Here is a 24,764-nt window from a genome sequence, read left to right on the forward strand (position 1 = left end):
CGGGATCGTCGTCCCGGATACAGTGGCGCGTCCGCACCGGCATCTCACCGGATTTCCCTCGGACAACCGTGAAGTCAGACGGAACGTACGTTCCCCATCGCACCCCTGTCAATGAGGTGTGACATTCATTCCACCCCGAACAGGGGCTCGTCGGGGGAGCGGATGTCCTGGCTCGGGAGGCCGTTCGGGTGCTCGCGGCGGACGCGGTCCACGCAGGAGAGCGCGATGTTGAGGTGCTCGCGTTTGCTGGTCTCGTAGAACGCCGACGCGGACGCCGACAGCTTCGGCGAGGCGTGCAGGGGCTTGTCGGAGACGCAGAGAAGTGTGGCGTTCGGGATGCGGTAGCGGAAGCCGTTCGCCGCGATCGTCGCCGACTCCATGTCGACGGCGACGGCCCGCGACGCCTGCATCGCGGCGAGCGTCGTCGCCTGGTTGAACTCCCAGTTCCGGTTGGCGGTGGTGTGGACGACGCCGAGCCGGTGGCGGGCGTCGCGCTCGTCCAGCGCGTCCAGCAGGAACGTGTTGAGCCGGTGGTTCGGGATCACCGGGACGGTGAGCGGCAGCACGCGGTCGAGGACGTGGTCCTCCCGCAGGTAGGACGTCGCGAGGACGAAGTCGCCGAGCCGCTGGTGGTTCCGCAGCCCGCCGCAGTGCCCGATCATGATCATCGCGTCCGGGCGGAGGACCGCGAGGTGGTCGGTCACGGTCTTGGCGTTGGACGGCCCGACCCCGATGTTCACCAGGCTCACGCCGTCGTGGTGCCAGGCGGGCATCTGCACGTCCGGGCGGGCGGGCCCTTCGGCGTCCGGGAACCGTTCCTTGAACGCCTCGACGTGCATCGCGTAATTGGTGAACAGGACGTAGCGGCCGAACGACTCCGCGGGCGTTCCGCAGTAATGCGACAGCCGGTCCAAAGAGAGCGCCATGCGTTCCGGACCGAACAGGAAGAGTTTCTTCGCGCGTAGGTCGAAGCGCTCCTCGTCGAGCGCGGCGAAGAACTCGGGATCGGTGAAAGGGAGCGCCCGGCGCGACGGGCGCGCGGTCACCGCCGCGCCCTTGCCGAGCAGGGTGGTCAATTCGCGCCGCAGATAGTCGCGGATGGCGGCCGGACGCGCGAACTCCCCGGTGATGCGCGGATTGTGCTCCGACCAGGGACGGACGACCTCCAGCATCGGATACCAGCCGTCCGCGTCGACGCCGTCGAGCACGTCGAGCAACCGCCCGACTCCCTTGCTCAACTCGGCGGGATTCAGACCGGCGCCATCGACGACTTCTTCCACGCTGGCACCGTACAACGCAGCCGTCGGCGACCGGATCAGTCGGGGGCGGGCAGCGCCGCCGACCTCGCCCGCGAGCGTGTGCGGAGGGTGGGCGTAGTCCTATTTGCCCGTAACCGGCGACTGAGCGTTCACCGGCCGGAACGGCGCGTATAGGACATGGCCCCGAGTGTTTCCCGAAGGCCCGATTTTCACAATCCGAGGAAAGATCATTTCGGTGGGCGGTGCCGGGGCCGCGCGGGCCGCTTGATCGGCCCCGGCCCGGACGGAGTGGTCCGGCCCGTGAAATGCGGTGGTGCGACGGGCGGCGCCGCCGGACCGTGTGATCGACATTCGAGGCGTGGTCCAATTCGGATGTTAACAGGGGCCCTGACGGGCCCCTGTTCCCGCGCTCCGGTCAGAAACGGTCAGAAACAGTCAGAAGTGGTCAGTATGGGTCACGGCCGGTCAGAACTGGTCGTCGTCCACGGCGTAGCGGCGCGCGGTCCTCCTTAGCGTCCGCGCCTCCCGCTCGGGCGAGAGCTGATCGACGACGCTGATCCCGGGCCGTCCCGCCTCGACCGCGAACCGCGCGGCGGTGGTGACCGTCGTCTCGCCGGGCGTCCACACGGTGCTGACGAGGCGGAGCGAGGCGAGCAGCCGGGCCGGGGTGACGTCGCAGACGACGTAGCCGCGCAGGTTCCCGATGTACTTCCAGTGCGGGCTCTCCGCCATGATCGGGTCGTACTTCTTGTGGAACGGGACCGGGTCGGAGTCGCCGCCGGAGGTGATCGACGTGCCGGTGATCTCCGCGCCCACGACGGGGGAGTCCGGGTCGTCGAAGTCGGGTTTCAGGTCGCACACCCAGGTCGCGTGCCGGTCGCCGGTGAGCACCACCGGGTTGGACGTCTCGCCGGAGCCGAAGTACTCCAGCAGGCGGCGGCGCTGCACGCGGTAGCCGTCCCAGTTGTCGAAGTCGAAGACCTGCTCGGGCCCGACCTTGCGGTCGTTGGACGCCCACATCACCTGGTTGGCGAGCAGGTTCCACCGGGCGCCCGAGTCGGACAGGCCGTCCAGCAGCCATTCCTCCTGCTCGGCGCCGGTCATCGTGCGGTCCGGGTCGTTCGCCTCGGCGAGCGTGGTCGGCTGGTCGTCGCGGTACTGCCGGGTGTCGAGCACGTGGACGGTCGCGAGGCGGCCGAAGCCGACCCGGCGGTACAGCCGCGCGTCGCTGCCGTGCGGACGGGCCGACCGGCGCAGCGGCATGTGCTCGTAGTACGCCTGGAACGCGGCGGCCCGGCGGGCGAGGAACTTGTCGTGCGGCTGCTTGGCCGGGTCCTGCGGGATCTCGCCGGCCCAGTTGTTGTCGACCTCGTGGTCGTCCCAGGTCGCGATCCAGGGGAAGGCCGCGTGCGCGGCCTGGAGGTTGGCGTCGGTCTTGTACTGCGCGTGCCGGTTGCGGTATTCGGCCAGCGTGTACGGCTCGCCCTTGCCCTCGTGGGTGCGGACGGTCGTCGTCTTCGGCGCCGACTCGTAGATGTAGTCGCCCAGGAACGCGAGGAACGCGACGTCCTCTTCGGCGAGGTGGCTGTACGCGGTGAAGTAGCCGTCCTGCCAGCTCTGGCAGGACGCGAACGCGAACCGCAGCCGCCGGTTGACCGCGCCGTCCTCCGGCGCGGTCCGGGTCCGGCCGACGGGCGAGACCTCGTCGCCCGCGCGGAACCGGTAGTGGTACTCGCGGTCCGGGCGCAGCCCGGCGACCTCGGCGTGCACCGAGTGCCCGGACTCGGGCCGCGCCGTCACGACGCCGCGGGCGCGGATCCGCTCGAAGCGCTCGTCCTCGGCGACCTGCCAGCTCACCGGCACCGGGCTGGACGGCATGCCGCCGCCGTCGACGGGCTTCGGCGCGAGCCGCGTCCACAGCACGACGCCGTCCGGCAGCGGGTCGCCGGACGCGACGCCCAGCGTGAACAGCCCGGACGGCAGGGGGACGCCGCCGTACGAGCGGACGGCGGCGAGCGCGCCGTCCTCGCCGACCAGCGCGGGACCGAGCAGGACGTGCCCGGCCGCCAGCGCCGAGGCGGCTCCGCCGGTGGCGAGGAAGCGACGGCGGGGAAATCTCTCCGACATACGACCCTCCTTTTTGGATCAATATCGGAGGATGGCCGCAATTCGGGTAACGCGGTTGGAGATGCGTGCCGACACCGAGACGACGACGGCACGAATTGACAAAACCCTTTTGTCAGAGGAGCGGGCGGGGCAGTGGCGGGAGGGCTCGTTCGACCGCCTCTCCGATCGCGAGCAGCCGCGCGTCCGACGACGCCGGGCCCACGATCTCCAGCCCGATCGGCAGGCCGTCGCGGGACAGCCCGGACGGCACCGACAGGCACGGCAGCCCGGCCGTGCTCGGTGGGTCGGTGTTGCGGATGTAGGTGAGGAACGTGTCGACGGTGTTGCCGTTCAGCTCGACCGTCCGGTCCTCGCCGGACGGGCGGTGCGGACGGGCGGTCAGCGGCGTCGTCGGGACGACCAGCGCGCTCAGGTCGTCGTCCTCGAAGTAGCGGGCGTAGGCGGCGCGCAGCGCCGGACGGTGCACCGCGATCGCCTCCCGGTACGCGGCGGCCGACACGACGTCGGCGTCGAGCACCGACTCCAGCGTGTCCCGGACGGCCGCGACCGACACCTGTCCCGCAAGCCCGCGCAGCGTCATCGGCACCGAATGCTGGTAGAGGTAGGCGGACAACTCGCGTCCCACCTCGTACAGGACGACGGTGAAGCTCGCCAGCTCGTTCAGCCGCAGCAGGCCGGGGACGTCCCGCTCCACCAGCACCGCCCCGCGCGCGGCCAGCGCCGACAGCGCGCGTTCGGTCGCCACCGCGACGTCGAGGTCGAGGTCGTCGTAGAAATGGCCGGTCGGCACCCCGAGGCGCAGGCCGGACAGGTCGACGGTCAGGTCGGGGTCCGCTCCGGCGGGTGCGCAGAGCGCGTCGACCAGCCGGACGTCCGCGACCGACCGGGCGATGGGCCCGAGCGTGTCCCTGGAGGGCGAGATCGGCACCACGCCGCGCGGGTCGTAGCGCCCGTGCGTCGGACGGAACCCGACGCACCCGCACAGCGCCGCCGGGATGCGGCACGACCCGCCGGTGTCGCCGCCGATCCCGAACGGGACCAGCCCGGCCGCGACGCCCGCCGCCGTCCCGCCGCTGCTGCCGCCCGGGATGCGGGTCTCGTCGTAGGGGTTGCCGACCGCGCCGAACGCGGGGCTGTTGCACGTCATGCCGAACGACAGCTCGCCGAGGGCCTGCTTGCCCATCAGCGTCCCGCCCGCGCCGAGCAGCGTCTCCGCGATCGGCGCGTTGCGGCCCGGCCGCCAGTCGCGCAGCGCCGGGGTCGCGGCCGTGGTCGGCAGGTCGTCGGTGTCGATGACGTCCTTGAGCGCGAACGGCAGGCCGTGCAGCGGCCCGGTCCGGCCCCGCCCGCCGCGGACGGCCCGCCGGACGAGGTCGGGCTCGTGCGAGATGTAGGTGTTGAGCCGCGCCAGCCGATCGGTGCGCTCGATCAGCGCCTCGGCGTACTCGGCGAGGTCGAGCTCGCCGTCGCGCAGCATCCGGACCGCGTCGACGGCGGACAGCCAGTGCGGGTCTTCAGCCATGGGGACACCGTCCTACAGGGCGGGCCGGAGCGCGAGGCCGGTGTTTCACTCCGTGGATCAGCCCCCGGAAAGGGGCGCGCTCAGGCGTCGTAGTCGACGGTGAGCCGGTCGGTGACCGGGACGGACTGGCAGGTCAGCACGTACCCGGCCGCGACCTCCGCCGGTTCGAGCGCGAAGTTGCGGCGCATGTGGACCTCGCCGTCCACGACGCGCGCCCGGCAGGTGCCGCAGACCCCGCCCTTGCAGGCGAACGGCAGATCGGGGCGGAGCCGCTGCGCCGATTCGAGGACGGTCGCGTCCCGCGGCTGCGCGACGGTCGTGGACCTTCCGTCGAGCACGACGGTGACCTCGCTGGCAGGGCCGGTCGGTTCGGGGCTCCGCCGGTCGGGCTCGGGCGGCACCTCGTCCACGTGGAACAGCTCCTGGTGGACGCGCTCGTCCGGCACTCCGAACCCGCGCAGGACGCGCCGCGCGCCGGTGACCATCCCGAACGGGCCGCACAGCCACCAGCGCGCGACGTCCTCGACGGGCACGAGGCGCGGCAGCAGCACGCGCAGCCGGTCGGCGTCGAGCCGCCCGCTGAACAGCTCGGCCTCGCGCGGCTCCTGCGACAGGACGTGCGCCAGCTCGAACCGGTCGGGATGCGCGTCCTTGAGGTCGGCCAGCTCGTCGGCGAACATGACCGTCCCGCTGCGCCGGTTCCCGTACAGGACGGTGACCCGGCTCGACGGGTCGGCGGCGAGCGCGGTCGCGGCGAGCGACAGCACCGGCGTGATCCCCGACCCGGCGGCGATCAGCACGTGGTGGGCGCCGGGCTGCTCGGGGAGCGTGAACGTCCCGGACGGCGGCAGCACGTCCACGACGTCGCCCGGACGCACCTCGCGCACGAGCCACGACGAGAACAGCCCGCCCGGGATCTCGCGGACGCCGACGCGCGGCGCCGCCCCGGCCGCCGCGCAGATCGAGTACGAGCGGCGCTCCTCGCTCCCGTCGGGCAGGACGCGGCGCAGCGTGAGGAACTGTCCGGGCCGGAAGTCGTAGAGGTCGGCGAGCTCCGGCGGCACGTCGAAGGTGACGGCGGCCGCGTCGTCGCACAGCCGCTCGACGCCCGCGACGCGCAGCGGGTGGAAGCCGCGTCGCCGCACCGTGGCAGTCGCCATTCAGATCTCCTTGAAGTGCTCGAACGGCTCCCGGCACGCCTCGCAGCGGCGCAGCGACTTGCAGGCCGTCGCGCCGAACCGGGACAGCTCGACCGTGTCGGCGGAACCGCAGCGCGGGCACCGGACGCGCCGCGTCGGCCCCAGCGTCAGCGGGATCGGCCCCGACGGGCGGTGCGGGACGGGCCCCGGCGGCGCGACTCCGGCCGCCGCGAGCTTGCCGCGCCCCGACTCGCTGATCCAGTCGCTCGTCCACGGCGGATCGAGGACGGTCCGCACGCTGACGTCGGCGTATCCGGCCTCGGCCAGCCGCGACCTGAGGTCGTCGCGCATCGCGTCCAGGGCGGGGCAGCCGGTGTAGGTGGGAGTGATCGTCACCTCCACGCGGCCCGCGCGCTCCGTCACGTCGCGGAGGACGCCCAGCTCCGCGAGCGTCAGCATCGGCAGCTCCGGATCGGTGACCGTCTCGGCGACCGCGCGCGCGTTCACCATGTCGCCCCTGGGTGGGCGCGGGCCACGCTCTGCATCTCCGCGAGCAGGTCGGCCAGGGCCGGGGTGTGGTCGCCGCTCCGTCCCGCCAGGCGCGGCGGCTCGGGTTCCGGGGCCCGGAGCGTCGCCGTCGCCAACACTTCGCTGGTCACGGCGTCGAACTCGGCGCGCACGCCGGACGGGTCGACGCCGACGCCCGCGTCCGCCATCCGCCGCTCGACGTCGTGGACGCCGAACAGCTCGCCGGTCAGCGGCCACAGCTCGTCCACCGCCCGCTGCGCGCGGGCGTGGGAGAAGTCGGTGCCGTCGCCGAGGCGGATCGTCCACAGCGCGGCGTGGTCGCGGTGGTAGGCGACCTCCTTGACGCCCTTCGCCGCGATCGCCGCGAGGACCGGGTCGCGGGACGCGCGCAGCCGGTCCAGCAGCGCCAGCCGCCACGTCGAGAACAGCAGCAGCCTGACTATGGAATGCGCGAAGTCCCCGTTCGGAACCTCGGTCAGGCGGACGTTGCGGAACTCGGCCGCGTCCCGGAAGAAGGCCAGGTCGTCCTCGCCGCGCCTGGCCTCCTCGACGGCGTCCTCGGCCACGCCCGCGCGGGCGAGCAGCAGCCGCGCCTGGCCGAGCAGGTCGAGCGCGACGTTCGCGAGCGCGACCTCCTCCTCCAGCTCGGGCGCGTGCGTGCACCACTCCTGGAGGCGGTGCGACATGATCAGCGCGTCGTCGCCGAGCATCAGGCAGTAGGACGCGAGGTCGCCGCGGTCGACCCCGTCCGGGACGGCCGTGTCGACGCCCGCCAGCGGGTCGTGGAACCCGGTGCCGAACGCCCAGCGGGCCTCGTCGTTGTCCTCGGCGATCGCGCCGAGCGCGTTGTCGAACGACATTGCGGACCTCAGATGTGCGGGACGTTCTCGGGAATGTCGTAGAACGTCGGATGCCGGTAGACCTTGTCGCCGCTCGGGGCGAAGAACGGGTCCTTCTCGTCCGGGCTGGACGCGGTGATGTCCCGCGCCGGCACCACCCAGATGCTCACGCCCTCGTTCCGCCGCGTGTACAGGTCGCGGGCGTTGCGCAGCGCCATCGTGTCGTCGGGCGCGCGCAGCGACCCGACGTGCACATGGTTCAGCCCGCGCTTCCCCCGGACGAACACCTCGTAGAGCGGCCAGTCCTTGTCCATCACGCCCTGCCTTTCTGGGGGACGACCCCCAGACCCCCGAGGGGGCCCGAAGATCCTCGCTTCGCTCCGGTCATCGGGCCTCCTGCTTCGCCGCGTGAGCGGCGGCGGCCTCGCGGACCCAGGCGCCGTCCTCGTGGGCGGCGCGGCGGACGGCGACGCGCTCGGCGTTGCAGGGGCCGTCGCCGCTGATCACCCGTTTCAGCTCCGACCAGTCGATCTCGCCGAAGTCGTGGTGCCCGCGCTCGGCGTTCCAGCGCAGGTCGGGGTCGGGGAGGGTGACGCCGAGCGCGTCCGCCTGCGGGACGCTCATGTCCACGAACCGCTGCCGGAGCTCGTCGTTCGTGTGCCGCTTGATCTTCCACGCCATGGACTGGGCGGTGTGCGTCGAGTCGGCGTCCGGCGGGCCGAACATCATCAGCGACGGCCACCACCAGCGGTTCACGGCGTCCTGCACCATCTCGCGCTGGGCGTCGGTGCCGCGCATCAGCGTCATCAGCAGCTCGTAGCCCTGCCGCTGGTGGAACGACTCCTCCTTGCAGATCCGGATCATCGCCCGCGCGTACGGGCCGTAGGAGCTGCGGCACAGCGGCACCTGGTTGCAGATGGCCGCGCCGTCGACCAGCCAGCCGATCACGCCGACGTCCGCGAACGTCAGCGTCGGGTAGTTGAAGATGGACGAGTACTTCTGCCGACCGGAGATCAGCTTCGCGGTCAGCTCGGACCGGTCGGCGCCGAGCGTCTCGGCCGCCGAGTACAGGTACAGGCCGTGGCCCGCCTCGTCCTGGACCTTGGCGAGCAGGATCGCCTTGCGGCGCAGCGACGGCGCGCGGGTGATCCAGACGCCCTCCGGCTGCATCCCGATGATCTCGGAGTGCGCGTGCTGCGCGATCTGCCGGACCATCGTCGCCCGGTAGGCGTCGGGCATCCAGTCGCGCGGCTCGATCCGCTGGTCGCGGGCCACCGTCCGCTCGAAATGCGCGGCTTCGCCCTGGGGCTCGGCCGCGCGGGCCTCGGCCGTCCCGGTGCTCGGAGCCATCGGGCCTCCTCGAATTACCGACCGTCCGTTCAGTCAGAATATACCTCGCGAACCGGGCCGGGGAGAAGCCGCGGGGCGCCGGGACGCTGCGATAATGGCCGCCGTGACCAGGACGGACGGCGGCGGACAAAACGGCGGCGGGACGGCCAGGCGCGGCCGGCCCGGCTACGACCGGGAGTCGCTGCTGCGCGTCGCCGTCACCGTGTTCAACGAGCGCGGCTACGACGGCACCAGCATGGACGAGCTGTCCAAGCGGCTCGGCATCAGCAAGTCCGCGATCTACCACCACGTCTCCGGCAAGGACGAACTGCTCCAGCTCGCCGTTGACCGCGCGATGGACGCCCTGTTCGCCGCCGCCGACGAGGCCGCGACCGTGGACGGCCGCGCGATCGACCGGCTGGAGCACCTCGTCCGGGCCAGCGTCGGCGTCCTCGTCGAGCAGCAGCCGTTCGTCACGCTCCTGCTGCGGGTGCGCGGCAACACGGCCGTCGAGAAGCGGGCGCTCGCCCGCCGCCGCGAGTTCGACCGGCTCGTCGCCGGGCTCGTCGAGCGGGCCGAGGCGGAGGGCGACATCCGCCCGGACGTCGCGCCGCCGGTCGCCGCCCGCCTCCTGTTCGGACTCGTCAACTCGCTCATCGAGTGGTACCGGCCGCGCGGCGGCGCGGCCGCCGAGGAGATCGCGGACGCGCTCTGCAAGGTGGCGTTCGACGGGCTGCGCCGCCGCGGCCCGGCCGCCGACTGAACCCGGCACCGCCCCGGGGCTGCGCCGTCAACAGAAAACGGCCTTAGTTGCATCCTTAAAGGGAACTCGCAAATTCAACTGTTAAAAAAGTCGCGGTTGCTAAGGTTGACGCTCACCTGGGCCAGGAATACTCTCACACCGCAGATTCTCGGCCGAGGATCGTCATTGAGGCTCTGACCACGAAAGACGTCGTGAAATTCGATGTCAGATGACAACGGCGCTGTGGCCGGACGTGCGATGACAGCACATTCCTCCCCACAACTTCACTTGAGAGATCCCGACCCATGATGAACGCAAAACGACTCGCGATCGTGCTGGGCGCCGGGCTGGTCGTGCCGGCCGTGGCCTCCGCCACCGCCATGCTCGCGTCTTCCAGTGCAGTGTTCGCGCCCGCGTCCGCCAACTCCGCGGCCGACGCCGACCCCGCTCCCGCTCCCGCCGTCCCGTCCGCGCCCGTGACCATGGAGGTCGAGACGGTCAACGGCTCCGGCTGCGCGGCCGGCACCGCCAAGGTCACCCCCTCGGGCGACAACACCGCCTTCACCGTCAGCTACGAGCAGTACGTGGCGTGGGCCGGCGGTCAGGCGCCGCCCGCCTCCTTCCGGAAGAACTGCCAGCTCAACGTGCGTGTCGACGCGCCGGAGGGCTGGACCTACGCGATCACCGGGATCGAGCACCGCGGGTTCGCGCACCTGGAGGCGGGAGCCACCGGGCTGCTGCGCGCCAACTACTACTTCCAGGGCGACAGCCGCTCCAAGGCCGTGGCCCACGACTTCACCGGTCCGTACAACGACTCCTGGAAGATCCAGGACAAGATCGCTCCCGCGGACCGCATCTACGCTCCGTGCGCCAAGGAGCGCAACCTGAACATCAACACCGAACTGCGGGCGGCCGCGGGCGACTCCGACGCCAAGTCCAGTTTCGTGGCGATGGAATCGAACTACGGTAACTCGCGCTACCAGCTCGCCTGGAAGCGCTGCGCGGAGTAATCGACTCGTTCCGCCAGCAAGACCAAGAGAGCAGCGGCGGTGGTCGGCCCGGTACGGAGAATGCGTACCAGGCCCGGCCACCGCTCGCATTTTTCCAACGAAGTTCAGCCTTCTTTTCCAGCGTCCTCTTCGGTGTCGTCGAACAGCAGCGCGCCGAGCCCGCGCCGCACTCCCGGCGATTCGCGGACGCGCCGGACCGCGAGCACCGTCCCGGCCGCATAAGGCTCCGCGGAATCGCCCGCGTCATGCCGCATCACCAGGCGCTCGCCCTTTCCCGCGAACACCGCCTCCGTGCTGACCGTGAAGCCCGGCAGCCGCACCGAGTGGACCCGCGTCCCGCCGACCTCCGCGCCGCGCGCCTCGGCCGGGCCGTGCAGCTCGACCAGCGGGACGCCGCCCTCCGGCCGCCGGATCTCGCCCAGCGACTCGGCCAGCTCCCGCGCCGTCCCGGACGGGACGTCCGGCTTCGTGTCGCTCGCGTAGTCGATGATCTCCCAGTGGTCCAGTTTCGCGGCGGCCAGCGAGGCGGCCCGCTGGAGCAGCGCCGCCATGACCGAGAAGTTCCCGGCGGCGACCACGCCGACGCCGCGCTCCCGGGCGAGCCCGTCCAGCTCGGCGTAGTCGGCGGCGGTCAGCCCGCTGGACCCGACCACCGCGTGCACGCCCGCCTCGACGGCCGCCCACACGTTGCCGCGGACGGCGGCGGCGCTGGTGTAGTCGACGAGCACGTCGACCTCGGCGTCCCGGAGGGCGTCCGCGACCGAGGCGTGGACCCGGCCGTCGCCGTGGCCCACGGCGTCGGCGAGGGTCCGTCCGGCCGCCGAGCGCGACACCCCGGCGGTGAGCGCCAGGTCGTCGGCCCGGTCGACGGCGGCGAGGATGGGCGGCGCGGTCCAGCCGGTCACCCCGGCGAAACAGACTCTGATCATGCCGCCACTGTAGGCAGCGGTCAGCCGTCCCGGCGGGCGGGCTCGAACAGCTCGACCAGGTTGCCGGCGGGGTCCGCGACGAGGATCTGGCGCCCGCCCGGCCCGCTGACCAGGTCGCTGCGGAACGCCGCCCCGGCGGCGGTCAGCCGCGCGACCTCGGCGTCGAGGTCGTCCACGATCAGGTGGAGGCGGTTGCGCCCGGGGACGGCGGCGTCCGCCGGGGTGGCGCGGGCGCCGGACGACGCGGGCCCGGACAGCAGCAGCCGCAGCGGCCCGCGCACGACCTCCGCGAACGCGGGCGCGGCGGTGAAGCCCGGCGCGAAGCCCAGACGGCCGGTGTAGAAGTCGATGGCGGCTTGGACGTCGTCCACGATGTAGCGGACGCCGATCTGCTCTCGCGCTTCGGTCATGGGTGAACCTCCGGGTCAGGGCCGGGTGCGAGGACGGGCACCAGGTGGCGGACGCGCGTGTCGATCTCCGTGACCGTCCGGGCGAAGGCGTCGCCGTCCTCCGCCGCGGCCGGGTCGGGGATGCTCCAGTGGGCCGGCCGCGGCCGGCCGCCGAACTCCGGGCAGACCTCGCGCACCCGGTCGCACAGGGTGATCACGTGGTCGAACGGGCGGTCGGCCAGGTCGTCCAGGCCGCGTGGACGCTGCCGCGCGATGTCGATGCCGTAGCGCTCGCGCAGCAGCTCCACGGCCGCCGGGTGGACGCGCGCCGCCGGACGGCTGCCGCCGCTCGTCACCTCGACGCGCCCCCGGGCGTGGTGGCGCAGCAGCGCCTCCGCGACCGGTGAGCGGGCGCTGTTGCCGGTGCAGGCGAACAGCACCCGCGCCCGTCTCGATGATGGCGGCGCCGGGTGCGGCGCCGGTCCAGGCAGCGCGGGATGCAGGGCGCTCCCGGTGGCGGCGAGCGCGTCGGCGCAGCGGTCCAGGTCGAGGTGGTAGTAGCTGTCGCGGGCGTCGAAACTGCTCCGCCGCGCGGTGACCAGCCCGCCGCGGCGCAGCAGCCGCAGGTGGTAGGAGACGAGGTTCTGCGGCTCGCCGACCCGGGCCACCAGCTCGCGGACGCGGTGGTCGCCGCCCGCCAGCTCGGCCAGCAGCCGCCACCGCAGCGGGTGGGCGGCCAGCCGCACGAACTCCGGCGGGCCGTCGGCGCCGCGCGCGTCGCGCTCCGGGAGCACCATGCCCTGACAATACATCAAACTGGTTTGATGTAGTTGGCGGTTGCGCTCGGGGCGGGGGAGGGGTCATGATCTGGACATGATCTCCATCAGGAAGGGCGGCGACGCCCACGCGCGATGATCGCGCTCGCGCGGCGCGAAGACGCCGCCGTCCCCGCCGCCGAATTTCGCAGCGGGAATCCCCGCGACCAGTGGCGGGACGCAGTCAAGATCAGGCAGGAATGGCTCGGCCACGGTCTGTCCACGGAACCGGCTGATCGGCTGACGGCCGAACGCAGCCTCAACGCGATCTACGCGAAGATCTCACGTCCACGGCCGAAGGTCGTTTGGGTGGACTCCCCGGAAGCGGCGATTCCGCTGGTCACCGGCCTGCCCACGCTCGACGACCTGTACCGGGGGATCCGGCGCCCGGCTTCGAGGGACGCTCCGCCGTTGGCGAGCGACGTGGCCATGGCCGGGGCGAAATTGCGTGGAGCGCTCAGCTCGACCGTGATCCACGCCGACCCGGAACTGTCCCTGGTACGGAAGGGCAAACGCGGTGAGCGGTGGCCCAAACTGCCGCCGCTGGACGCGATCCGTGTCGGGATTCCGTTCGGTGTCGTCCTGCATCAGGGAATTCGGGTGGCGCTTCACCAAAGCCTCGCGACCGGGTTCCGCGTGCCCGTGCGGGACGCGCTGGGCAGAGGGCCCGTGCCGGTGTGCTGGTATGGGCAGCAGGACGCGCCGTGGATCGCGTACTACGACGTCCTGCACCGGCTCGGCCTGGCCCGCTACCGGCCGGACGACCTCGACCACCTCGCCCACTGGGCCGCGCTCGCCCGCTCGTGCGGGTGGTGGTGGCCCGGCGAGGACGTGTGCGTCGTGGTCGAGCGTCCCGAGGCGGTGAGCGTCGAACCGGTGCCCGGGACGTGGCACGACGAGGTCCAGGTCCGGAGCGTCCGCTACCGGGACGGCTGGCGACCGGTCTGATCGATGTCCGACGTGGCGGTGGGCTCTCCTACGAGCCCACCGCCACCCGTTTGCGCGCGTACTTCACGGCGGCGGACAGCGTCGCGATGTCGTAGGCGCCGACGTGGCGGCGTCCGTTCACGAAGAAGGTCGGGGTGCCGGAGACGCCGCTCAGGTCGGCGGAGTCGACGTCCTCCGCGATCCGCGCCGCGCCCACGCCCGAGCGCAGGTCGCGGCGGAAACGCTCGACGTCCAGGCCCAGTTCCTCCGCGTACCGGACGAGGTCGCGCGGCTGCAGCGCGTCCTGCCGGTCGAGCAGCAGGTCGTGCATCTCCCAGAAGGCGTCCTGCGCGGCGGCGGCCTCGGCGGCGTGCGCGGCGAGCTGCGCCTGCGGGTGGATGTCGTTCAACGGCAGGTGCCGCCACACGTACCGGACGTCCCCGTGGTCGGCGAGCAGCTCCCGGATGACCGACTCGGCCTGCCCGCAGTACGGGCACTCGAAGTCGCCGTACTCGACGACCGTGACGGGCGCGCGGTCCGGCCCGCGGACGTGGTCGCGGTCCGGGACGACCGGCGCGGCCAGGTCGACGATGCTCTCCGCCGTGCCGAGCAGCGCCCGCAGCCGCAGCCGCGCGGGCAGCAGCGCCGCGACGCGGACCACCGTCCACGTGACGACCGTCGCGGCGAGCGCGGCGAGCAGCACGCCGATCTTCGCCTCCTCCAGCTCGTCGCCGGTGAAGGACAGCGTCGCGATCAGCAGCGCCACGGTGAACCCGATCCCGGCGATCGCGCCGCCGCCCGCGACGGCGGCCCAGCCGACCGGCGGGCGCAGCCGCCCCTTGCTCACCCGCCGGACGAACCACGAGAAACCGACGATGCCGACCGGTTTCCCGACCACGTAGCCGACGAGGATGCCGAGCGTGATCGGGGACGTGAAGGCGCGTCCGAGGAACCCGGCGCTGATCGGGACGCCCGCGTTGGCCAGCGCGAACAACGGCACGATCACGTAGCTCGTCCACGGGTGGATCAGGAGCTGGAGCCGCTCGTTCGGGGAGATCGCGGCGGCCACGCCGGTCCGCGCGGACCGGGCGAACTCCGGGGTGGGCTGCTCGCGGAACAGGCGGAACACCTCCGTCGCGCGCTCCAGGTCGCTCCGCGCCGCCGGGTGCGCGTACGTCAGCAGGCCCATCGCCAGGCCGACCACCACCGGCTCCACCCCGGACGAGTACAGCGCCCCCCACGCGGCCACGCCGAGCACGATGTACACCGCGACCTGCCGGATCCCGAGCGCGCGGACGACCACCGTCGCCGCGAGCAGGCCCGCCGCCAGCAGCAGCGGCGGAGCCGACACGTCCTCGCTGTAGACGGTGGCGATCACGAGGAGCGCGACGACGTCGTCCACGACCGTCGCGGTAAGGAGGTACGCGCGGAGCCGGGCCGGGAACCTGCGTCCGACCAGCGCGAGGACGCCCAGCGCGAACGCCGTGTCGGTCGACATCGCGATGCCCCAGCCGTGCGCGGACGGCCGTCCCGCGTTCACCGCCAGGTAGATCCCGACCGGGACGAGCATCCCGCCGATCCCGGCCGCGAGCGGCAGCGCGAGCCGCCGCCGGTCGCGCAGCTCGCCCATGTCGAACTCGCGGCGCGCCTCCAGCCCGACGACGAAGAAGAACACCGTCATCAGGCCGCCGTTGACCCAGTTCCGCAGGTCCTGCGAGATCCCCGCGTCGCCGAGCCGGAGCGACAGGTGCGTCGACCAGGCGCGCTCGTAGGACGCCGCGTCCGCGTTCGCCCAGGCCAGCGCGGCGAGCGTGGCGGCCAGCAGGACCAGCGCGCCGCCGGTCTCGGTGCGCATGAACTCGCGGAGCGGGGTTCGCAGGTTTCGCGCCCATGCCGTGGTCCGGCCGGCGAACGGCCCGGCCGCCTGGCCCTCCGTCATCGCTCCGTCGTCACGCGCAGCCACACCATCCCGCTGAGGTCGAGCCAGGCCGCGTCCGGTGTGCGAACCAGGCGCAACATCACATGATCGCATCCGGGGCAGCGGGCGACCATGCCGGGCGCGCGGTCGTACACCGCCAGCGCGGCGACCGGGCCGGTGCGGCCGCAGTTGACGCAGCGTCCGGTGGCGGCGGTGACGTCCATGGCGACCAGGGCGAACAGCTCGCCGAGCGGCCCGGCGAGCGCGTTGCCGTCCACGTATCCGGTGCCGGTGTCTCGCGCGGTCATGTCGATCAGCCTCCGCTCAGCCGAACCGTTCGGTCCTGATCCGGCGCGGGTCGTGGCCGCGGGCGACCAGCAGGTCTGCCGCCGCCTCCACGAAACCGGTGGGTCCGCACACGAAACAGTCGCCGGCCAGGCCGAGGTGCGCGAGGTCGGCGGGGGCGAGGCGGCCGGGCGGGCGCGGCCAGCCGTCCGGGGCCTCGCGGGTGTAGACGAGCGCCACGGTCAGGCCGTGGTCGGGACGCCGCAACTCGTCGGCGAAATACACGTCGGACGGCGTCCGGACGGAATAGAGGAGCGTGAACGGCGTCCCGTCCCCGGACCGGCGGCGCGCCCGGATCATCGCCATCAGCGGCGCGATTCCCGACCCGCCCGCGATGAGTAGCACTGGCCGTTCTGTGCCCGGCCGCCAGACGAACCAGCCGCCTACCGGGCCGCGAAGCTCGACCGGGTCTCCGAGGCCGATGACATCGGTCAGATAGGGGGACACCTCGCCGTCCGCTATCCGCTGGACGGTCAATTCCACCCGGTCGGGTGCGGAAAGCGAATAGCTGCGCTGCGCGGTGTATCCGTCGTCCGCCGTCAACCGCAGGTCGATGTGCTGGCCTGCCGTCTGACCGGGCCAGTCCGGGACGTCGAAGACCAGCGTGCGCGCCGTCTCGGTCTCCTGGCGCGCCTCGGCCAGCCGCGCGACGCGCCAGGCTAGTCGCCCTGGTATCGCTGCTCGCGCCATGGGTCGCCGTAGTCGTGGTAGCCCGCGGATTCCCAGAAACCGGGTTCGTCGTCGGTGAGCAGCCGGATTCCGTGCACCCATTTCGCCGACTTCCAGAAATACAGGTGCGGCACCAGCAGCCGTGCCGGGCCGCCGTGCTCGGGCGCCAACTCCTCGCCGTTGTAGCGGTGGACGATCCACGCCTGCCCCTCCACCAGGTCCGCGAGCGGCAGATTGGTCGTGTAGCCGCCGTAGGAGTGGACGAGCGCGAAATCGGCCTCGGTCTCGACGTCGGCGAGCAGGGCGTCCAGCGACACCCCCTCCCATTCCGTGGCCAGCTTGGACCATTTGGTGACGCAGTGGATGTCGACCGTCGGCGTCTCGGCCGGCAGGTCCAGGAATTCGCGCCATGTCCAGCGGTGCTCCCGGCCCGTCTCCGTGGTGACGGTGAACTCCCAGTCGTCCTCCCGCATCCGCGGGGTCGGGCCCGCCGACAGCACCGGGAAGTCGTTGGTCAGGTACTGCCCCGGCGGCAGCTCGGCGGCGGACTTGCGCCGCCGACCGTGAAAGCCGGGCGAGACGATCCCCATCGCAGCCTCCTCAGTCGAGTGGGACGGGGGTTTCGTTGGATCGTCCCCGCCGACGGCGGCGTGACGCGAAACCGCGCCCCATGAGGCCCCAAAGAATTCGGCCCGGCCGGGTCGTTCCGCCTTCGCGGGACGACCCGGGCCGTGTCAGGCGGGGGTTCGCCTGCGGGCCATCGCCTGGAGCGCCGCGGTGGCGTCGAGCAGCGGCGGCACGAAGCTCGCGCGCGTGCCGGAGGCGGTCACGGCGGTCCTGATCTCGGCGGCGGACGCGGTCGGGAACAGCGACCAGAGGAGCGCGATCGTCCCGGTGACGAAGGGGGCGGCGACGCTCGTCCCGCTCCGGGCGAGCGGCGGGCCGTCCGGGCCGAGGCTCGTCACCCGGTCGCCGGGGCCGCCGAGCCCGCGCCGCCCGACCGAGCGGCCGAGGTTCGAGCCGCGCATGGGACGTCCCGTCCGGTCGTAGGCGGCGACGGGCAGGACCCAGGGGTGGCCGGTGAGCGCGCTGCTCCCGGCGGTCCGGTCGTCGCCCGCCGCGACGACGATGAGCACGCCCTGCCGCGCGGCGTGGTCGAGCGCGTCGACGAGCCGCCGCTCGTGGTCGGGACGGGGCCGGTCCATGGCGGCGCTGACGTTGACGACGCGGGCGCCCGCCGCCGCGCAGGCGAGTATTCCGGTGGCGATGTCCTCGGGAGTGGCGGTCGGGGTCCGGCCGTTCCCGGAATGGTCGGTGAAAACCGCATGGACGTAGATCGTGCATTCCGGGCAAATGGCGGGAGCGCCGGAGTCGCGTCGCGCGGCGAGGATTCCGGCGATGAAAGTGCCGTGCAGGCAGGCCGGATGACCGGGCCGGGCGCAGGTCGCCTTATGCCCGCCCGGCGTCCCCGCGACGCGCGCGCCCCACAGGCCCGGATGGCCTGACAGGACGGGCCCGTCGACGATTCCGACGCCAATACCGGGGCTCCCGGCGGAGCGTTCCATCAATGGGCCGAGACCGACCAGAGAGAGTGATTCCATGAAACCCGACCACCCCCAGGCGCGGTCCGTGGCAAAATCATCGTGACAGCGCCCATGCTTGATCGCAAGGTCGAGAAAAGCCATTAACCCAGGTCGGAGGCGGCCGGAACAGGCCAGCGCGGAACGAAACGGCGGAACTGCGTTCCGTCAGCCGCGGACGAAGACCCGGTGGATTTTGACGGGCGCGGTCGGCTCGCCGTCGTCGGGGCCGTTCTCGCCCGGGATGATGCCGCCCTTCACGATCCGGTCGAGGACGCGGAGACCCGAGGTCACCTCGCCGAGGACGGTGTAGGCGGGCGGGATCTCGGCGCGCGAGTGGACGAGGAAGAACTGACTGCCGTTGGTGTCCGGGCCCCAGTTGCCCATGGCGACCGTCCCGCGCGGATACTTCTCCTGGCCGGTCAGTTCGTCGTCGAACTTGTAGCCGGGCCCGCCCTTCTCGGCGGCGTAGATGTCGCCGCACTGCAGGACGCCGAGCCGCGGCGAGTTCGTCAGCCGCCAGCACCGCGTGTGGTCATAGAACCGCTGCCGCGACAGGCTCACGAAATTGTGCACCGCACACGGTGCGTTACCCCTGTCCATCCGTATGCGCACATCGCCGAAGTTGGTGATGATGACGACGTCCACCTCGCCGTGGGAACGCGCTTTGGAACGCGGCGGGTGCACCCGTTTCGCGGGCGGATTGTCGGGCGTCGGGGTGAACGCGCACCGGACCGCGTGCCCGCCCTTTTCCGGTGACGCCGCGTGAGCGGTGCCGGACGGGACGACGAGCGCGGCGGCAAAACCGGCGGCCAGGGCGAGGACGGTCCAGCGCGGTCTCATACCGCATTACCGTAGTGATCATCGCGGCACCGGCCAAGTGGCAAAAAGCGACGAACCAGCCACCGTCTAAATGGCGGCCGCCTGGACGAGATAGAGCACCGCCAAAACGGTGGCCGACAAGCCGAGCGCGATCTTGAGCGCGGTCTCGGGAAGCCGGGGTTGCAGGCGCGCCCCCGCGTATCCGCCGATCAACCCGCCGAGCCCGCAGGCCACGCCGAGCGTCCAGTGCGGGGCGATGTCGCCGTGCGCGGTGAGCGAGAGCACCGCATAGGTCGCGGCGCCCGCCACGGACGTGAGGAACGTGGACGCCAGCGCGGCGGGCGCGACCTCGGAGACGGGCATGCCGCGTCCGACCAGCACGGGCCCGATGATCGACCCGCCGCCGATGCCGTAGACGCCGCCGACCGTGCCGACGGCCAGCGCGAGCCCGGTGACGAAGCGGGTGGACGGCCGCCCGGCGCGCCGCCGGGCCGGGCGCAGCGCGCGGACGCACAGCCACACCCCGAGCGGCAGCAGGAGCAGCCCGACCAGCAGCCGGAACACCACCGGGCCGGGGACGGCGAACACCCGGATCACCGCCCCGGCGACGACGCCGGGGAGCGTCCCGGCGACCAGCAGCCGCGTCAGCGGCCCCGTGAGGTTCCCCTGGCGGTGGTGCCGGACCAGGGCGCCGGGCCCGGCGACGACGTTGAACAGCAGGTTCGTCGGGGTGACTGCCGGGTTCGGGACGTTCAGCAGGCTGAGCTGCGCGGGAAGCAGGAACACCGCCCCCGACACCCCGACCGGGGCCGTCACGACCGCGATCGACGCCCCGGCGGCGAACCCGAACAGCAGCTCCGGCATCACCGGACGAATCCTGCCTTACCGCCCTGCTCAGCCGTGCTCCCGGGCGCGCCGGAGCAAGCTTGACGATATTTCAGGTTGACTTAGTAGGGAATCCCGGCCATGCTGGTCTCATGCATTCGGGTCTCGCTCTCTGGACGCGACCGCACGTCGACTTCGGAAGGCTCGCCGGCGGTCTGTGTCGTAGCTCCACGTCCAAGTGACGCATGGCGCACGACCAACGACGCGGAGAGTGGGAGACCGGAGCGATGACGATTGGCACGACCATCCCGGAGAGGGTCGGGAGCGGAGACACGGCGCTCGCCGCCACGGTGTCCGACCTCGCCGAGAACCTGGACGCCTGGCTGCCGCGGGTGCGGCTGAGCGCGCAGGGTCGCTGGTACGAGCGGCTGCACCGGGACGACGAGCGCGAGCTCTGGCTGATCAGCTGGCTGCCCGGTCAGACGACCGGGCTGCACGACCACGGCGGCTCGCGGGGCGCGTTCGCGGTGGCGCTCGGCAGCCTCCAGGAGCGCGACCTCGGCGCGGTGCGGGACGTGTCGTCCGGCGAGTCCCGCGCGTTCGGGGCGGACTACGTCCACGAGGTGCGCAACGTGTCGGCCGCGCCCGCGGTCAGTGTGCACGTGTACTCGCCGCCGCTGTCGTCCATGAATCGGTACGACCTGCATGACGGCCGCCTGGTGCGGCTTGTGACCGAAGAGGCCGGTCAATGGTGACCCGGCCGAACGGTGGAGGAGGCGCCGGAGGCTGACGCACCGGTGGTGCGCGGCAGTGGACCACCTCCCCTGCGAGGGCCTGGCCCGGTCGTGGCGTGGTATCGGGCCAGGCCCTACCTCCTCCGGTAGGCATGCCTCCGTACGCGGAGCAGAACGAGCAGCACACCCGCGCCCGTCCCGCGGCGCAACAGGTCGGGGCCGTCCTCCGCCATGAAGCCCCGCTGACGACCGGCACGGGCATACTGCGCTCGCAGTAGACGGACGTTCGTCCGGTGGCACGATTCGCGTTCGCGGAGGTCCGGGTAGGGTCCGCGTATGAGCAGCGGATTGTCCGGTTTCTGGGCCCGGGTCCGGGACCCGGCGATCGCGGTCGGGGTGGCGGCGATGCTGCTGGGCGCCGCGCTGGCGCAGGAACACACACCCTCCGACCTCGATTTCCTCGGTTACGCGCTGGTGGTGGTCGGCGGGCTCGCGCTCGTCGGCCTGCGCCGGGCCCCCGTCCCCGTCCTGGTCGTCACAGGGCTGTGCGCGGTCGGGTACAAGGCGGTCGGGTTCGAGGTCCCCGCGGTCGCGTACCTGTTCGCGGTCTACACGGCCGTCCGGTCGGGGCATCGCACCGTCACGCTGGCGGTGAGCGCGGCCCTGCTGGCGGCGCTCCCGGTCGCGGCGATGGCCTCGTCCGGGGACCGGCCGCTGAGCGATGCGTTCGCGCAGGCGCAGGGCGTCCTGGAGCTGGCCTGGCTGGTCGCCGCGGGCGCCGCCGGGGAGGCGCTGCGGCAGGCGGAGCTGCGCGCGGACGAGGCCGAGCGCACCCGCGAGGAGGCCGCCCGGCTGCGCGCGTCGGAGGAGCGGCTGCACATCGCGCGGGAGCTGCACGACTCGCTCACCCACCAGATCTCGATCATCAAGGTGCAGGCGGGGGTCGCCGTGCACCTGGCCCGCAAGCGGGGCGAGCCGGTGCCGGAGGTGCTGCTCGCGATCCAGGAGGCGGGACGCGAGGCGACGCGGGAGCTGCGCGCGACGCTGGAGACGCTGCGCGACGACGAGCGGTCGCCGTCGCGCGGGCTCGACCACGTCCCCGAACTGGTGGAGAGGGCGCGGGGGATCGGCTTGGAGACGACGCTGACCATCGAGGGGCAGCGGCAGGACGTGCCGGTCGCGGTCGACCAGACGGCGTACCGGATCGTCCAGGAGTCGCTGACCAACACGGCGCGGCACGCGGCCGCCGCCACGGCGTCCATTCGGATCGACTACGGCCCGGGGACGCTCGCCATTCGCGTCGACGACGACGGAAAGGCGACGCCGGGTGTTTCGCCTGTTCCGGGCGTCGGGTTGCTCGGAATGCGGGAGCGCGTCACGGCTCTTGGCGGACAGTTGAGCGCGGAGCCGCGCAGCGAAGGCGGATTCAGCGTGCGGGCCGAGTTCCCGGTGGGCGGGCTCTCGTGATCCGCGTCCTGCTGTGCGACGACCAGCCGCTGATCAGGGGCGGGTTCCGGGCCCTGCTGAACGCCGAGGACGACATCGACGTCATCGCCGAGGCCGGGGACGGGCAGGAGGGCCTGGCGCTCATCAAGGAGCACCTCCCGGACATCGCGCTCATCGACATCCAGATGCCCGTCATGGACGGAATCGAGACGACCCGGCGCATTGCCGCCGACCCGGACCTCGCCGGGGTCCACGTCGTCATCCTGACCAATTACGGCTTCGACGAATACGTCTTCAACGCGCTGCGCGCCGGCGCCGCCGGATTCCTCGTCAAGGACATCGAGCCGGACGACCTGCTGCATTCCGTCCGCGTCGCCGCGCGGGGGGACGCGCTGCTCGCGCCGTCCATCACCCGGATGCTGATCAGCCGGTACGTCGCGCAGCCCCTCAATCCCGGAGTGGGAGAAGGGCTGAAGGAACTGACGAACCGGGAGCGCGAGGCCGTTCTGCTGGCCGCGCAGGGACTGTCCAACGACGAGATCGCCGACCGGATGGTGATCAGCCCGTTCACGGCGAAGACGCACATCAACCGGGCGATGGCGAAACTCCAGGCCCGTGACCGGGCCCAGCTCGTCGTCCTCGCCTATGAGTCCGGATTGGTGGCCCCTCGGAGTCAATGACTCCGAGGGGCCACCGGCTTGGAAGTCAGACTCCCGCCGTTTCCTCGACCTGGGGAATGGCGGACGGCACCTGCTTCCGGCGTCCGGGCATCCACCAGTTGGCCTTGCCGCACATTTCCATCACCGCCGGGACGAGCACCATCCGGACGATCGTCGCGTCGATGAGCACGGCGACCGCCATGCCGAGGCCGATCTGCTTGACCGCCACGTCCGGGCCAAGCAGGGACGTCGTGAAGACGGCGACCATGATGGCGGCCGCGGCGGTGATGACCTTGGCCGTTCGCACCAGGCCGCGGGTGACGGCCGTCCGGGTGTCGCCGGACCGCTCGTACTCCTCGCGGATCCGCGAGACGAGGAACACCTCGTAGTCCATCGACAGGCCGAACAGCAGCGCGAACATCAGCATCGGCACCCAGCTCGCGATCGGCGTCTCGGTCGGGAAGCCGAGCGGCCTGCCGAGCCAGCCCCACTGGACGATCGCCACCAGCACCCCGTACGCGGCGCCGATCGACAGCAGGTTCAGCACGGCGGCCTGCAACGCGATCGTCACCGACCGGACCAGCGCGACCAGCAGCACCAGCGACATCGCGACCACGACCGCGATCATCAGCGGCAGCCGCGCGCCGATGTCGGCGGAGAAGTCGATCGCGACGGCGTTCGGGCCGCCGAGCCGGACGTCCGCGCCGCCGGGCGCGCGGGGCAGGACGTCGTCGCGGAGGTGGTGGACCAGTTCGGGGGTCGCCTCGTCCTGGAAGCCGGTCGCGGGGAAGGCCATGAAGATCGCGGCCTGCCCGTCCCGGCTGATCCGGGGCGGGGTGACGGAGGCGACGCCCTTCGTCGCGCGGACCGCCGCGACGACCGGACCCAGGTCGGACCGCGCCCCCGTCTCGGTCGCGAAGATCAGCGGCGCGCCGTAGCCCGGCCCGAAGCCCTCCGAGACGATCGTGTGGGACGTGTAGCTGCTCCGGTCGTGGGGCTGCACGCTCGCGTCCGGCAGGCTCAGCCGCATCGACAGCAGGGGCGCGGCGAGCACCAGCAGGCCCGCGCCCGCGAGCGTCGCCGCGATCAGCGGACGGCCCTGCACGACACCGGCCCAGCGCTCCGCCGGGGTCCGCCGCTCCCGCGCCGGGCCTCGCCCGCTGCGGCGCGGCAGCCGCAGCGAGTTGATCCGGTGGCCGGTGAAGCCGAGGAACGCGGGCAGCAGCGTCACCGCGGCGGCCATCGTCACGAGCACGGTCAGCGCGGCGGCGACGGCGACGCCGGTGATCAGCCGCTGGCCGACGACCGTCAGGCCGAGCAGCGCGATCATGACGGTCGTCCCGGCGAACAGGACGGCGTGCCCGGCGGTCGTGATCGCCTTGACGGCGGCCGCCTCGGGGCCGTCGCCGTCCTGGAGGGCCTCCTTGTAGCGGGTCACGATGAACAGGGCGTAGTCGATGCCGACGCCGAGCCCGATCAGCGCGGCGACGATCACGGTGAAGTCGGGCGCGGGCATGACGTATCCGACCAGCCTGATCGTGGCGATGCCCCCGAGGATCGCCATCAGCGCGGTCACGATCGGCAGGCCCATCGCCACCAGCGAGCCGAAGGCGACGAACAGGATCACGGCGGCGGCGAGCACGCCGACGCCCTCGGCCGGACCCTGCCCCGGGGTCTCGGCCTTCTCCGCCATCTCCCCGCCGAGGCCCAGCGCGACGCCGTCGCCGGAGGCGTCCTCGACCGCGTCCACCAGCGGCTTGACGTCGGACTTCGGCGGCTCCTTCACCGTCAGCGGGATCGTCGTGCGGGCGATGCGCCGATCGGCCGTGACCAGGCTCCCGTCCTGGTACGGCGACGTCACCGGGCCCGTCACGGGCGAGTCGGCCAGCTCGGCGATGACCTTCTCGACCTTCCGCCGGACGGCCGGGTCGTCGATTCCCCGGTCCGCCTTGACGGCGAGGGTCAGGGTGTCGCCCTGCTGCTCGGGGAAATGCCTTTCGACGATCCGCTGCGCCTTCGCCGACCCGGAGTCGCCGCCGGAGAAATCGTTGTCGTAGTCCGCGCCATATCCGAACCCGGCGAACGCCACGGCGAGCACGCCGACGATCCAGGCCAGGACGACCAGGCGGCGGCGCCGGAAGCAGAACCGGGCGAGTCTCGCCAGAACCCCGTCCGGAGGCGGATTCTCGGTGGGCATCATCGTTCTCCTTG

The 24,764-nt window shown here is 72.3% G+C and carries 27 protein-coding genes; 7 read left to right on the forward strand and 20 right to left on the reverse strand.

The features are described 5' to 3' along the window. Positions 1–125: 125 nt before the first annotated feature. The 8 genes from FXF65_RS21355 to paaA form a co-directional block, all read right to left on the reverse strand. Complete coding sequence (locus FXF65_RS21355) at positions 126–1,280, reverse strand: phosphorylase family protein (protein WP_222868657.1); 1,155 nt, start codon at positions 1,278–1,280, stop codon at positions 126–128. A gap of 444 nt (positions 1,281–1,724) precedes the next feature. Further along, on the reverse strand, positions 1,725–3,386 hold the full coding sequence (locus FXF65_RS21360) for an alkaline phosphatase D family protein (protein WP_148351755.1): 1,662 nt from the start codon (positions 3,384–3,386) through the stop codon (positions 1,725–1,727). 112 nt (positions 3,387–3,498) lie between these two features. Beyond that, the gene (locus FXF65_RS21365) at positions 3,499–4,908 is read right to left on the reverse strand and encodes an amidase family protein (RefSeq protein WP_148351756.1); all 1,410 of its coding nucleotides are present in this window, start codon (positions 4,906–4,908) and stop codon (positions 3,499–3,501) included. 80 nt (positions 4,909–4,988) lie between these two features. Further along, the gene (paaE, locus tag FXF65_RS21370) at positions 4,989–6,068 is read right to left on the reverse strand and encodes a 1,2-phenylacetyl-CoA epoxidase subunit PaaE (RefSeq protein WP_148351757.1); all 1,080 of its coding nucleotides are present in this window, start codon (positions 6,066–6,068) and stop codon (positions 4,989–4,991) included. Continuing rightward, complete coding sequence (paaD, locus tag FXF65_RS21375; RefSeq protein WP_148351758.1) at positions 6,069–6,557, reverse strand: 1,2-phenylacetyl-CoA epoxidase subunit PaaD; 489 nt, start codon at positions 6,555–6,557, stop codon at positions 6,069–6,071. Continuing rightward, the gene (paaC, locus tag FXF65_RS21380; protein ID WP_148351759.1) at positions 6,551–7,435 is read right to left on the reverse strand and encodes a 1,2-phenylacetyl-CoA epoxidase subunit PaaC; all 885 of its coding nucleotides are present in this window, start codon (positions 7,433–7,435) and stop codon (positions 6,551–6,553) included. Before paaC ends, paaD begins: the two co-directional genes overlap by 7 nt. An 8-nt stretch (positions 7,436–7,443) precedes the next feature. Beyond that, positions 7,444–7,728 (reverse strand): 1,2-phenylacetyl-CoA epoxidase subunit PaaB, encoded by a 285-nt coding sequence (gene paaB, locus FXF65_RS21385; protein ID WP_148351760.1) that lies wholly within the window; start codon positions 7,726–7,728, stop codon positions 7,444–7,446. Positions 7,729–7,798: 70 nt separating this feature from the next. Then, positions 7,799–8,764: a 1,2-phenylacetyl-CoA epoxidase subunit PaaA gene (gene paaA, locus FXF65_RS21390; protein WP_148351761.1), complete on the reverse strand. Its 966-nt coding sequence runs from the start codon at positions 8,762–8,764 to the stop codon at positions 7,799–7,801. A 94-nt stretch (positions 8,765–8,858) separates the two neighbouring features. On the opposite strand from paaA, the gene FXF65_RS21395 reads away from it, so the two are divergent. Both FXF65_RS21395 and FXF65_RS21400 read left to right on the forward strand, forming a co-directional pair. Next, on the forward strand, positions 8,859–9,506 hold the full coding sequence (locus FXF65_RS21395) for a TetR/AcrR family transcriptional regulator (protein WP_148351762.1): 648 nt from the start codon (positions 8,859–8,861) through the stop codon (positions 9,504–9,506). A gap of 287 nt (positions 9,507–9,793) precedes the next feature. Further along, on the forward strand, positions 9,794–10,495 hold the full coding sequence (locus tag FXF65_RS21400; protein ID WP_246198993.1) for a DUF4360 domain-containing protein: 702 nt from the start codon (positions 9,794–9,796) through the stop codon (positions 10,493–10,495). A 104-nt stretch (positions 10,496–10,599) separates the two neighbouring features. Here FXF65_RS21400 and dapB read toward each other — a convergent pair whose 3' ends face one another. From dapB to FXF65_RS44735, 4 genes are all read right to left on the reverse strand, one after another. Further along, positions 10,600–11,424: a 4-hydroxy-tetrahydrodipicolinate reductase gene (gene dapB, locus FXF65_RS21405; RefSeq protein ID WP_148351764.1), complete on the reverse strand. Its 825-nt coding sequence runs from the start codon at positions 11,422–11,424 to the stop codon at positions 10,600–10,602. A 20-nt stretch (positions 11,425–11,444) separates the two neighbouring features. Continuing rightward, complete coding sequence (locus tag FXF65_RS21410) at positions 11,445–11,834, reverse strand: VOC family protein (RefSeq protein WP_148351765.1); 390 nt, start codon at positions 11,832–11,834, stop codon at positions 11,445–11,447. After that, positions 11,831–12,610 (reverse strand): arsenate reductase/protein-tyrosine-phosphatase family protein, encoded by a 780-nt coding sequence (locus FXF65_RS21415; RefSeq protein ID WP_148351766.1) that lies wholly within the window; start codon positions 12,608–12,610, stop codon positions 11,831–11,833. The genes FXF65_RS21410 and FXF65_RS21415 overlap by 4 nt, the downstream gene beginning before the upstream one ends. 63 nt (positions 12,611–12,673) lie before the next feature. Further along, the gene (locus tag FXF65_RS44735) at positions 12,674–12,841 is read right to left on the reverse strand and encodes a hypothetical protein (RefSeq protein WP_222868658.1); all 168 of its coding nucleotides are present in this window, start codon (positions 12,839–12,841) and stop codon (positions 12,674–12,676) included. A 96-nt stretch (positions 12,842–12,937) separates the two neighbouring features. Here FXF65_RS44735 and FXF65_RS21420 point away from each other — a divergent pair, with 96 nt between their 5' ends. Continuing rightward, positions 12,938–13,576: a DUF6745 domain-containing protein gene (locus tag FXF65_RS21420; protein WP_222868659.1), complete on the forward strand. Its 639-nt coding sequence runs from the start codon at positions 12,938–12,940 to the stop codon at positions 13,574–13,576. Between the two features lie 28 nt (positions 13,577–13,604). Here FXF65_RS21420 and nhaA read toward each other — a convergent pair whose 3' ends face one another. From nhaA to FXF65_RS21455, 7 genes are all read right to left on the reverse strand, one after another. Further along, a complete protein-coding gene (nhaA, locus tag FXF65_RS21425; protein WP_148351768.1) occupies positions 13,605–15,494 on the reverse strand; it encodes a Na+/H+ antiporter NhaA in 1,890 nt (629 codons plus the stop codon). Next, a complete protein-coding gene (locus FXF65_RS21430) occupies positions 15,491–15,781 on the reverse strand; it encodes a DUF6510 family protein (protein WP_148351769.1) in 291 nt (96 codons plus the stop codon). Before FXF65_RS21430 ends, nhaA begins: the two co-directional genes overlap by 4 nt. Before the next feature lie 16 nt (positions 15,782–15,797). Then, on the reverse strand, positions 15,798–16,508 hold the full coding sequence (locus tag FXF65_RS21435; protein ID WP_148351770.1) for a ferredoxin reductase: 711 nt from the start codon (positions 16,506–16,508) through the stop codon (positions 15,798–15,800). Then, a complete protein-coding gene (locus FXF65_RS21440) occupies positions 16,478–17,077 on the reverse strand; it encodes a sulfite oxidase-like oxidoreductase (protein ID WP_148351771.1) in 600 nt (199 codons plus the stop codon). Before FXF65_RS21440 ends, FXF65_RS21435 begins: the two co-directional genes overlap by 31 nt. A 144-nt stretch (positions 17,078–17,221) precedes the next feature. Then, positions 17,222–18,088: a S8 family serine peptidase gene (locus tag FXF65_RS21445; RefSeq protein ID WP_148351772.1), complete on the reverse strand. Its 867-nt coding sequence runs from the start codon at positions 18,086–18,088 to the stop codon at positions 17,222–17,224. 147 nt (positions 18,089–18,235) lie between these two features. Then, on the reverse strand, positions 18,236–18,910 hold the full coding sequence (locus FXF65_RS21450; RefSeq protein ID WP_148351773.1) for a peptidylprolyl isomerase: 675 nt from the start codon (positions 18,908–18,910) through the stop codon (positions 18,236–18,238). A 66-nt stretch (positions 18,911–18,976) separates the two neighbouring features. After that, a complete protein-coding gene (locus tag FXF65_RS21455) occupies positions 18,977–19,753 on the reverse strand; it encodes a sulfite exporter TauE/SafE family protein (protein ID WP_148351774.1) in 777 nt (258 codons plus the stop codon). 248 nt (positions 19,754–20,001) lie between these two features. Here FXF65_RS21455 and FXF65_RS21460 point away from each other — a divergent pair, with 248 nt between their 5' ends. The 4 genes from FXF65_RS21460 to FXF65_RS21470 all read left to right on the forward strand — a co-directional run bounded on the left by FXF65_RS21460 (position 20,002) and on the right by FXF65_RS21470 (position 22,574). Beyond that, entirely contained in the window at positions 20,002–20,469 is a 468-nt protein-coding gene (locus FXF65_RS21460) for a cysteine dioxygenase (RefSeq protein WP_148351775.1), read from the forward strand. A gap of 131 nt (positions 20,470–20,600) precedes the next feature. Beyond that, on the forward strand, positions 20,601–20,726 hold the full coding sequence (locus tag FXF65_RS45915) for a hypothetical protein (RefSeq protein WP_281288927.1): 126 nt from the start codon (positions 20,601–20,603) through the stop codon (positions 20,724–20,726). A gap of 58 nt (positions 20,727–20,784) precedes the next feature. Next, positions 20,785–21,915 (forward strand): sensor histidine kinase, encoded by a 1,131-nt coding sequence (locus tag FXF65_RS21465; protein ID WP_148351776.1) that lies wholly within the window; start codon positions 20,785–20,787, stop codon positions 21,913–21,915. Beyond that, positions 21,912–22,574 carry a response regulator gene (locus tag FXF65_RS21470; protein WP_148351777.1) on the forward strand — a complete coding sequence of 221 codons (663 nt, stop codon included), beginning with the start codon at positions 21,912–21,914 and terminating at the stop codon, positions 22,572–22,574. The genes FXF65_RS21465 and FXF65_RS21470 overlap by 4 nt, the downstream gene beginning before the upstream one ends. A 25-nt stretch (positions 22,575–22,599) precedes the next feature. Here the strand turns inward: FXF65_RS21470 and FXF65_RS21475 are convergent, their stop codons facing one another. Then, positions 22,600–24,750, reverse strand: a complete 2,151-nt coding sequence (locus FXF65_RS21475) for an MMPL family transporter (RefSeq protein WP_222868660.1) — start codon at positions 24,748–24,750, stop codon at positions 22,600–22,602. Positions 24,751–24,764 lie beyond the last annotated feature (14 nt).

The organism is Actinomadura syzygii, assembly GCF_008085905.1.
GTDB classification, from domain to species: domain Bacteria; phylum Actinomycetota; class Actinomycetes; order Streptosporangiales; family Streptosporangiaceae; genus Spirillospora; species Spirillospora syzygii.